We start from the raw sequence: 8,413 nt of genomic DNA on the forward strand, positions 1-8,413 counted from the left end.
GCCGTCCGCCAGCCGTTGCGCTTCCACGAGGCCAGCCAGCTCGTGATGCCGTTGCGCACGTACGTGCTGTCGGTGTGCAGCTCCACCGTGACGGGCCGGGTGAGGCTCTCGAGCGCCTGGATGGCCGCCATCAGCTCCATCCGGTTGTTGGTGGTCGGGGTCGCCTCGCCGCCGCACAGCTCCCGCTCGTGCGCGCCGTAGCGCAGCACCGCCCCCCAACCGCCGGGGCCGGGGTTGCCGCTGCACGCCCCGTCGGTCCAGATCCGCACGACCCTGCCAACCGTCTCGTCCACCATGTCGGCAACCTACCGAATCCGCACCGTCTCCCCCGCCCTCGGGGCGGCGGCGTGGTCGGCGGAAAGATGCTGGACTGGGCCGCCGTCAACCTGCCGAACTTCGACCGGGTCGCCCCGCCCGGTCTCCTCCCCGACGCCTCCGTCGGCACCCGGCCCGAGTTCCTCCGCGCCGACGTCCCCGCCACCGGGTCGATGTCCGCCCGGGCCGTGGCCCGGATGTTCGCCGCGCTGATCGGCGAGGTCGACGGCGTACGCCTGATCCCGCCCGAGCGGCTGCGCGAGGTCAGCGCCGCGGCGGTGCGCGGCACGGAGTGGGTCTTCGGCCAGGAGGCGAGCTTCGGCCTGGGCTACGCGGTCGAGCCGGACGGCGCGTTCGGCTGCGCGGGCAGCGGCGGCAGCCTCGCGTACGCCTATCCGGAGCTCGGCCTGGCCGTGACCGCGACGAAGACGCTGCTCGGCGACGGCGACCCGATGGAGGAGCTGCGCCTGCTCATCCGCGACGCCGTCCACGCCGGCTGAGGCGGCTCAGCCGTCGGCGTCGGCCCGACCGCCGACGACCGGTCGCGGCACCGTCCACGTCGCCGAGCGCCGGGCCGGATCGAGGCGGTCGCGGAGCCGGGCCGCGGCGTCGCCGGCCGTGGCGGCGACCATCGGCAGCAGCCGGGTGGAACTCATCAACGCCACCTCCTCCGCCGGGCTGGTGGCGCCGTCGAGGAACCGCAGCACCCGCTCGGCGGGGTTGCGGTCGAAGAGCCGGCCGAAGAAGTCCGGCCCGTCGACGCCGCCGGCGTCCAGCGCCCGGAGCGCGACCGCGTCCATCCAGCGGTGGCGACGGGGGTACGCGGGGCCAGGCACCGGCGGGCGGCCGGCGGCGAGGGCGCGGGCGACCTGCCCGGCCTGGCGGTGCATGGCGGAGAAGGTGAAGCCGGTGGACGGCCGGGTGGCGCCGCCGGCCGTGCCGAGGCAGACCACCCGGGGCGAGGGCCGCGCCTCGAACGGACCGTCGGTCATCGGAATCACCCCGTTCTCGACCTCCCGGACGGTGAGCCGGGTGGGGTCGAGGCCGAGCAGGTCCCGGTAGCCGGCCAGCGCCGCGTCGTACCCGGCGTCGGTGAGCAGCTCGGGGCCGAACTCGGTGTACTCCACCAGGGCGTAGCGGTCACTCACCGGCAGGACGTAGCCGAACGACACGCCCCGGGCGGGCTGCGGGGTGCGGAAGTCCATCAGGACGGCCCGTGCCGGGTCGAAGACCGGCGCGTCGGACTCCAGCCACCAGCCGCGGAAGTGCTGGAGCCAGTTGGTGCGGCCGGGTCGCCGGGGCGGCCGGGGCCGGGAGTCCAGCACCCAGGAGGCGCGGACGGTCGGGCCGGCCCCGCCGGTGCGCACCAGGACGTGCCGGCCGTCGTCGTGCAGGGCCTCCGCGGGCGCGACGATCCGCCGCACCCCGAGCCGCCGCTCGGCCTCGGCGGCCCGGTCGTAGACCGGGCCCGAGCGCAGCATGGCGTACCGCAGGGGGGCGAGGTCGAGCACGCGGCGGCCGGCGGGCGTCGCCACCTCGACCTGGGGCCAGCTCGCGGCCAGCAGCGGGTCCAGGTCGCTGCCGGGACGGTCCCAGAACGCCCAGGTCCGGTCCTGGCCGCGCCGGTGGACCGGGTCGACGACGGCGATCCGCAGGCCGCGCACCCCGTGCCGGTCCAGGGCCGCGAGGACCAGCGACGCCGCGCCGCCGCCGCCGACCAGCGCCAGGTCGACGTCCAGCGGTGCGGAGGTGTTCACGCCGTCCACGCTGCCACACCACCCGGGCCGTCCGGTCACCGACCGGCCCTGCCGCCCCGAGGCCACGGGCACCCGGCGGGCGACCGGCGGCAGGCAGCGGGGCGGCGGGCGGCGGTAGGGTGCCAGGGGTCGCCCACCGGCGACGGTCCCGTCGCCACCCGGAGGGCGCCCGCCCCGTGAGCACCATCGCCACCAACGCGCTCACCGCCCGCTGGGCGTCCGACCTCGACGGCGGCCAGACGGTCCTCTCCGGGGCCGGCGTCTACCCGCTGCTGGCGCTGCTCGCCCGCTACGCCGCCGGTCCGGCCCGCGACGAGCTGCTCGCGGTCGCACCCGACGCGGCCCGGTCCGACCTGGACCGCTCCCCCACCACGCGGCTCGCGCTCGCCGCCTGGGCGCGGCGGGACCTGCCGCTGACCGACCGGTGGCTGCGGGAGGTGCCGGCGGCGATGCGCGGGGAGCTGACCGGCGACCCGGCGCACGACCGGGCGGCCCTCGACCGGTGGGCCGCCACGCACACCGACGGCCTGGTCCCCCGGATGCCGGTGCGGGTCACCCCGGCGACGGCGATGGTCCTGGCCAGCGCGCTGTCGCTGCGGACCGAGTGGGCGGAGCCGTTCCGCGACGCCTGGTGCCAGCCGGCCGCCGGGCCGTGGCGCGGGCGCCGGCTGGCCGGGCTGAGCCGGCTCAGCCACGACCTCGACGCGCTGCGGGCCGTCGACACCGCCGCCGGGCCGCTGAGCCTGCTGACCGTACGCGGCGCCGAGGACGTCGACGTGGTGCTCGCCCTGGGCGCGCCGGAGCGCGGGGCGGCCGAGGTGCTGCCGGCCGCGATCGGCGCGCTCGGCACCCCGACCGCGCTGCCGGTCGCCGCCGGGCCCGGCGTCGACGAGCAGGTCGTGGACGCGGCCGACGAGCGGCCCGAACTGCTCGTCGCCACGGTGGACTTCACCGCCCGCGCCGACCACGACCTGCTGGCGCGGGCCGCGCTGTTCGGCCTTGCCACCGCCGTCGGCGAGGGCGACCACTTTCCCGGCATCGCCCGGCTGTTGTCGGTCTCGCAGGCGCGGCAGAGCGCGACGGCGACGTTCGGCGCGACGGGTTTCCGCGCGGCCGCGGTGACCGCCGTCTCCACGCGGGCGGGCTCGGCGCGGCCGCCGGTCACCGCACGGAAGCGGCGGGTACGCCTCGACGTCGACCGTCCCTTCGGCTTCCTCGCCGTGCACCGGCCCTCGGGGCTGGTGCTGCTCGCGGGCTGGGTGACCGATCCCGACGGGCGCGCCTGAGGGTCGGGCGCGCCGGGCCGCCCCGCTCTGCTCTACCGTGCGTCCATGGTGCTCACTGACCCGGAGCTGGCCATCGTCGCGGCGCAGGCGGGTGCCGAGGTAGTCCGCGACCGGTTCGACGGCCCGTTGCAACGGTTCGACAAGTCACCCGGTGACTTCGCCACGACCGCCGACCTGGAGTCGGAACGGGCCATCCTCGACGTCCTGCGGGAAGCCCGGCCCGACGACGCCGTGCTGGGTGAGGAGAGCGGGCACATCGGCTCCCGCTCGGCCGGGCGCACGTGGCTGGTCGACCCGCTCTGCGGCACGCTGAACTACGCGGCGCGTACCCCGCTGGTCGCGGTGAACGTGGCGCTGCGCACCGGGGCTGAGGTCAGCGCGGCGGCGGTCGCCGACCCGTTCGCCGGCGAGTTGTTCTGGACCGGGAACGGCCGGGCCCACGTCCGTCACGAGGGCGTCGACGAGCCCCTCGCGCCGTCGGCCCGCTCGCGGCTGGTGGACCTCAACCTCGACCCGCCGTTTCCGAACGCCCCCGCGTTCCGGGCGGCCGGGATGCTCGCGGACGCGGAGTTCACCGCGCGGTTCGGGCCGCGGGTGCTCTCCACCACGCTGGCCGTCGCGTGGGTCGCCGCCGGCCGGCGGGCTGCGTACGTCACCGACGGGGACGTACGCGACAGCGTGCACTTCGCCGCCGGCATCGCGCTGTGCCAGACGGCCGGGTGCGTGGTGACCGGACTACGGGGGCAGCCCCTGCACACCGGGGTGGGTGGGCTGCTCGTGGCGGCGGACGCGGAGACGCACGCCGCTCTGCTGGCCGTCGTCGGCCGGCAGTTCCGTACGGCCCTGGAGCCAGCGGCGACCAGGTCCTGCGGCGCGGCAGCAGCCGTTCGGTCATGATTCCCGTCGCCGCGCGACCCGATACGCCGAGCAGCGCCGGGCGTGCGGGACTCGCGGCGGCTCGTCAGTCCCGGGCGATGGCCTCGATGGTCGCCATGTTCCGCTCGCCCCAGTCGCCCAACGGCAGCAGCGCCTCGTTGAGGGACCGGCCGAAGTCGGTGAGCGAGTACTCCACCTTGGGCGGGACCTGCCGGTAGACCTCGCGGTGCACGAGGCCGTACGCCTCCATCTCGCGCAGTTGCTGGATCAGCATCTTCTCGCTGATCCCGTTGATCCCCCGGCGCACCTCGGCGAAGCGGCGGGGGCCCTGGTCCAGCTCCCACAGGATCAGCGCCTTCCACTTGCCCCCCACGACGTCGATCGCGGCGTCGAGCCCGCACGTGTAGGTCCGCTTCTTCACGTCGCCCCTCTCACTTACCAAAAGGTAAGTACCTGAGAAAATAGTCGGTACTTGATGCTCCGTGCGTACGGAAACAGGATGGGACCGTCCCGGCGACACGCGCAAGGGCCGGGCCGACCGTCCACGAAGGAGCACTCCCATGACCGACCGCGACCTGCCCCCGGTGACCGTGCTGGGCCTCGGGCCGATGGGCCGGGCCCTCGCCGGCACGCTGCTCGCCGCCGGCCACCGGACCACCGTCTGGAACCGCACAGCCGCCCGGGCGGATCCCCTCGTGGCGCGCGGGGCGCAACGGGCGCCGACCGTGGCGGAGGCGGTCCGCGCCAGCCCGCTGGTGCTCGCCTGCGTCATCGACTACGCCGCCGTCCGCGCCATCGTCGAGCCGGCGGCCGACGCCCTCGCCGGACGCACCCTCGTGAACCTGACCGCCGACACCCCGCGCCGGGCCCGGGAGATGGCGGCCTGGGCCGCCGGGCGGGGCGTCGACTACCTCGACGGGGCGATCATGACCCCGGCCCCCAGCATCGGCGGCCCCGAGGCGCTGGTGCTCTACAGCGGGCCGGAGCGGCTCTGGCATGCCCACCGGGACAGCCTGGCGAGCCTCGGCGGGGCGGCCCACTGGCTGGGCACGGACCCGGGTCGCGCCGCCGCCCACGACGTGGCGCTGCTCGACATCTTCTGGACCGCGATGACCGGCATCGCGCACGCCTTCGCCCTTGCCAGGGCGGAGGGGATCACCGGCGACGAGCTGGCGCCCTACGCCCACGGGATCGTGGGCCTGCTGCCAGAGAGCATCGACGACCTCGCCCGCCGGCTGGACGCCGGGGACCACGCCGCCGAGGTCTCCACCGTCGCCTCCACCGCCGCCGGCCTGGCCCACATCATCGAGGCGGCCGAGGGGCACGGCATCGACGCCGGCACGCTCCGGGCGGCGGCCACCGCCGTCGCCCGGGCGGTGGCCGCCGGGCACGGCGACGACGACTTCTCCCGGCTGGTCCCGGTGTACGCGGAGGCGGGCGCGTGAGCGGCCCGCGCCGCCGGCGGGTCACCGTGCTCGGGCTCGGCGCGATGGGCCGGGCCCTGGCCTCGGCGTTGCTCGCCGCCGGCCACCCCACGACCGTGTGGAACCGCACGCCGGGGCGGTCCGCCGCGCTGGCCGAGGCGGGGGCGGAGGTGGCCGGCTCGGTCGCCGAGGCGGTCGCCGCGGGCGAGCTGCTCGTGGTGTGCCTCCTCGACGACGACGTCACGCGGCGGGTGCTCGACCGGGCGGCGCCGGTCCTGGCCGGCCGGACGGTGGTGAACCTGACGAACGGCACTCCCGAGCGGGCCCGCCGGCTGGCGGAGTGGCTGACCGAGCGGGGTGCCCGCCACGTCGGCGGCGGCATCATGGCGGTGCCGTCCATGATCGGCCAGCCCGGGTCGCTCGTGCTCTACAGCGGCGCGCGGGACGCGTTCCTCGACTGGCGGGACACCCTCGCGGCGTTCGGTGAGGCACGCTGGCTCGGCACCGATCCCGGCCGGGCGGCCGTGCACGACCTGGCCCTGCTCGCCGCCATGTACGGGATGTTCGGCGGGTTTCTGCACGCCACGGCGATGATCCGCGCGGCCGGCGTGCCGGCGGGCGAGTTCGCGCCGATGGTGACCGGCTGGCTGACCGCCATGCTCGGGGCGTTGCCGGCCATGGCGGCGGCCGTCGACTCGGACACGCACGACGCCGACGGGTCGTCCCTGCGGATGCAGGCCGCCAGCTTCGGCAACCTGCTGGCGGCCTGCCGGGACCTGGGGGTCGACGCGGGGCTGGTGCGACCGGTGCGCGACCTGCTGGACGAGGCGGTCGCCCGGGGCCACGGCGAGGAGGGCCTCTCCGTCCTGGTGGGGCTGCTGCACACCGGCGGGACCCACCGGCCCGCTCCGGGCTGACCGGGCCGGGCGCACCCGCGCGCTGGACACGCAGCCGCCCGGTTGCCTATGCTCCGAGAGGCAGCCGGGCGGCTGCGTGTGCGAGGTGAGCAGGGTGGACGACGTGTTCCGGGCGCTGGCCGACGCGAGCCGGCGTCGACTCCTCGACGACCTGAACCTGCGCAACGGGCAGAGCCTCCGCGAGCTGTGCGCCGGGCTCGACATGACCCGACAGTCGGTCAGCAAGCACCTCGCCGTGCTGGAGGCCGCCAACCTGGTGACCACCGTGCGACGCGGCCGGGAGAAGCTGCACTTCCTCAATCCCGCGCCGATCAACGCCATCGCCGAACGGTGGATCGACCGCTACGACCGCGAGCGGGTGCGCGCACTCGCCGACCTGCAGAGAACACTGGAGCGGGAGCCGATGGACAGTCCCACCTTCGTCTACACCACCTACGTCAACACCACGCCCGAGAAGCTCTGGGCCGCGCTGATCGAGCCCGCGTTCACCCGCCGGTACTGGGGCGGCGTCGCGCTGCGCTCCGACTGGCAGGTCGGCTCCCCGGTGCTGTGGCAGGACGAGCCGGGTGGCGAGTTCCGCGACCTGGGCCAGCGCGTCCTGGTCGCCGATCCGTACCGCCGACTCTCCTACAGCTGGCACGGCTTCCAGCCGGAGCACGCCGCCCACTTCGGCTGGTCCGACGAGGAACTGGCGGCCCGGCTCGGCGAACGGAGGTCCCGGGTCACCTTCGACATCGCGCCCTACGGCGCGTTCGTCCGGTTGACCGTCACCCACGAGGACTTCTCCCCGGGCAGCGAGATGCACCGGGCGGTCAGCGGCCAGCTCGACGGCAGCGGCGGCTGGCCGGAGCTGCTGGCCAGCCTCAAGTCGCTGCTGGAGACCGGGGAGCCGCTGCCCGGGCCGCGCCCGGAGGGCGCGACCGCGCAGGGCTGATCCCAGCAGACGGGCCGCGACGGGCCAGGGCGGCGGGCCGGACGCGTACGGCCCGCCGCGGGGCATCGTTCCCGAGACGGGTCGAGACGGCCCAGCCCTCGACAGCACGACCCCTGGCGACATCGGCACGGCCAACCCTCGCGGGCGGGTCGTGCCGGCATATCCGCTGCTCCCTCCGCCTCCGGGGTGGACACGTGACGGCAACGAAGAATTCTCATTTTCACCGGATCGGGACCCCAACCCTCCTAGGGTTGGTCACACCGGTGCTAGTCACGGAGTTGGCCACCCGAACGACGTCCCACGCAGTCAGCGGACGAAAAGTGAGGGAAGACGCGTATGAAGGCAAAGACAGTTCTCGTATCGGCGGCGCTCGGCGTGGGTCTCGGCACGCTCCTGCTCCCCGGCGCGGCGCTGGCCGACACCGTCGTGTCACCGGCGACCACGCCGGTCGGCGGGACGGTCGTGCTCACCGCGACGACCTGCAACCCGAAGTCCGGCGACGCGATCTTCCGCGTCACCGGGCCCGACCGGGACCAGAACGTCCGGTCCACCACCGCGGCGGCCGGCGGCGGGCTGAGCGCCGAACTCTTCACCGCCGGCTTCACCCTGGGCACCTACACGGTGACCGCGACCTGCGGCGACGGCAGCGCGGCCGGCAGCGCCACGTTCACCGTCACCCCGATCGGCGGCGCCCAGGCCGGCGGCCGTGGCGGCGCCGACGGGACCGGGGCACTGGCCGCCGGCGGCGCCCTGCTCGGCTCCGCCGCGGGCGGCGCCCTGATCCTGGCCCGCCGCAGGCGCCACATGGCGGCGGCCACGCTCTGACCGGCGGCCCCGCGCCGTCCATTCCCGAAGGCCGTCCATCCCTGGAACGGGTGCCCGCACCGGTGGTTCTCACCGGTGC

At 75.8% G+C, this 8,413-nt stretch carries 10 protein-coding genes; 7 read left to right on the forward strand and 3 right to left on the reverse strand.

All coding sequences use genetic code 11. The features are described 5' to 3' along the window. A partial coding sequence (locus ACSNN9_RS26565; protein WP_436675974.1) for a ribonuclease H family protein occupies positions 1 to 296 on the reverse strand: 296 nt, incomplete at its 3' end. A 51-nt stretch (positions 297 to 347) separates the two neighbouring features. Between ACSNN9_RS26565 and ACSNN9_RS26570 the strand changes: the two genes are divergently transcribed. Further along, the gene (locus ACSNN9_RS26570) at positions 348 to 815 is read left to right on the forward strand and encodes a serine hydrolase (RefSeq protein WP_436675975.1); all 468 of its coding nucleotides are present in this window, start codon (positions 348 to 350) and stop codon (positions 813 to 815) included. A gap of 6 nt (positions 816 to 821) precedes the next feature. Here the strand turns inward: ACSNN9_RS26570 and ACSNN9_RS26575 are convergent, their stop codons facing one another. Continuing rightward, positions 822 to 2,072, reverse strand: coding sequence for a lycopene cyclase family protein (locus ACSNN9_RS26575; protein WP_436675976.1), 1,251 nt, complete (start codon positions 2,070 to 2,072; stop codon positions 822 to 824). Between the two features lie 176 nt (positions 2,073 to 2,248). On the opposite strand from ACSNN9_RS26575, the gene ACSNN9_RS26580 reads away from it, so the two are divergent. Together ACSNN9_RS26580 and ACSNN9_RS26585 are read left to right on the forward strand one after the other, a co-directional pair. Continuing rightward, complete coding sequence (locus tag ACSNN9_RS26580; RefSeq protein WP_436675977.1) at positions 2,249 to 3,358, forward strand: serpin family protein; 1,110 nt, start codon at positions 2,249 to 2,251, stop codon at positions 3,356 to 3,358. Between the two features lie 45 nt (positions 3,359 to 3,403). Then, positions 3,404 to 4,255, forward strand: a complete 852-nt coding sequence (locus ACSNN9_RS26585; protein WP_436675978.1) for an inositol monophosphatase family protein — start codon at positions 3,404 to 3,406, stop codon at positions 4,253 to 4,255. 64 nt (positions 4,256 to 4,319) lie between these two features. Here the strand turns inward: ACSNN9_RS26585 and ACSNN9_RS26590 are convergent, their stop codons facing one another. Continuing rightward, entirely contained in the window at positions 4,320 to 4,655 is a 336-nt protein-coding gene (locus ACSNN9_RS26590) for a winged helix-turn-helix transcriptional regulator (RefSeq protein ID WP_436675980.1), read from the reverse strand. 139 nt (positions 4,656 to 4,794) lie between these two features. On the opposite strand from ACSNN9_RS26590, the gene ACSNN9_RS26595 reads away from it, so the two are divergent. The 4 genes from ACSNN9_RS26595 (at position 4,795) to ACSNN9_RS26610 (ending at position 8,334) form a co-directional block, all read left to right on the forward strand. Beyond that, on the forward strand, positions 4,795 to 5,679 hold the full coding sequence (locus ACSNN9_RS26595; RefSeq protein WP_436675981.1) for an NAD(P)-dependent oxidoreductase: 885 nt from the start codon (positions 4,795 to 4,797) through the stop codon (positions 5,677 to 5,679). Further along, positions 5,676 to 6,575 (forward strand): NAD(P)-dependent oxidoreductase, encoded by a 900-nt coding sequence (locus ACSNN9_RS26600; protein ID WP_436675983.1) that lies wholly within the window; start codon positions 5,676 to 5,678, stop codon positions 6,573 to 6,575. Before ACSNN9_RS26595 ends, ACSNN9_RS26600 begins: the two co-directional genes overlap by 4 nt. A gap of 94 nt (positions 6,576 to 6,669) precedes the next feature. Further along, a complete protein-coding gene (locus tag ACSNN9_RS26605) occupies positions 6,670 to 7,509 on the forward strand; it encodes an ArsR/SmtB family transcription factor (RefSeq protein WP_436675985.1) in 840 nt (279 codons plus the stop codon). Positions 7,510 to 7,845: 336 nt separating this feature from the next. Beyond that, positions 7,846 to 8,334, forward strand: a complete 489-nt coding sequence (locus ACSNN9_RS26610) for a hypothetical protein (protein WP_436675986.1) — start codon at positions 7,846 to 7,848, stop codon at positions 8,332 to 8,334. Positions 8,335 to 8,413: the final 79 nt, after the last annotated feature.

The sequence above is a fragment of the Micromonospora sp. URMC 107 genome (assembly GCF_051386315.1).
In the GTDB taxonomy this organism is placed as follows: domain Bacteria; phylum Actinomycetota; class Actinomycetes; order Mycobacteriales; family Micromonosporaceae; genus Micromonospora.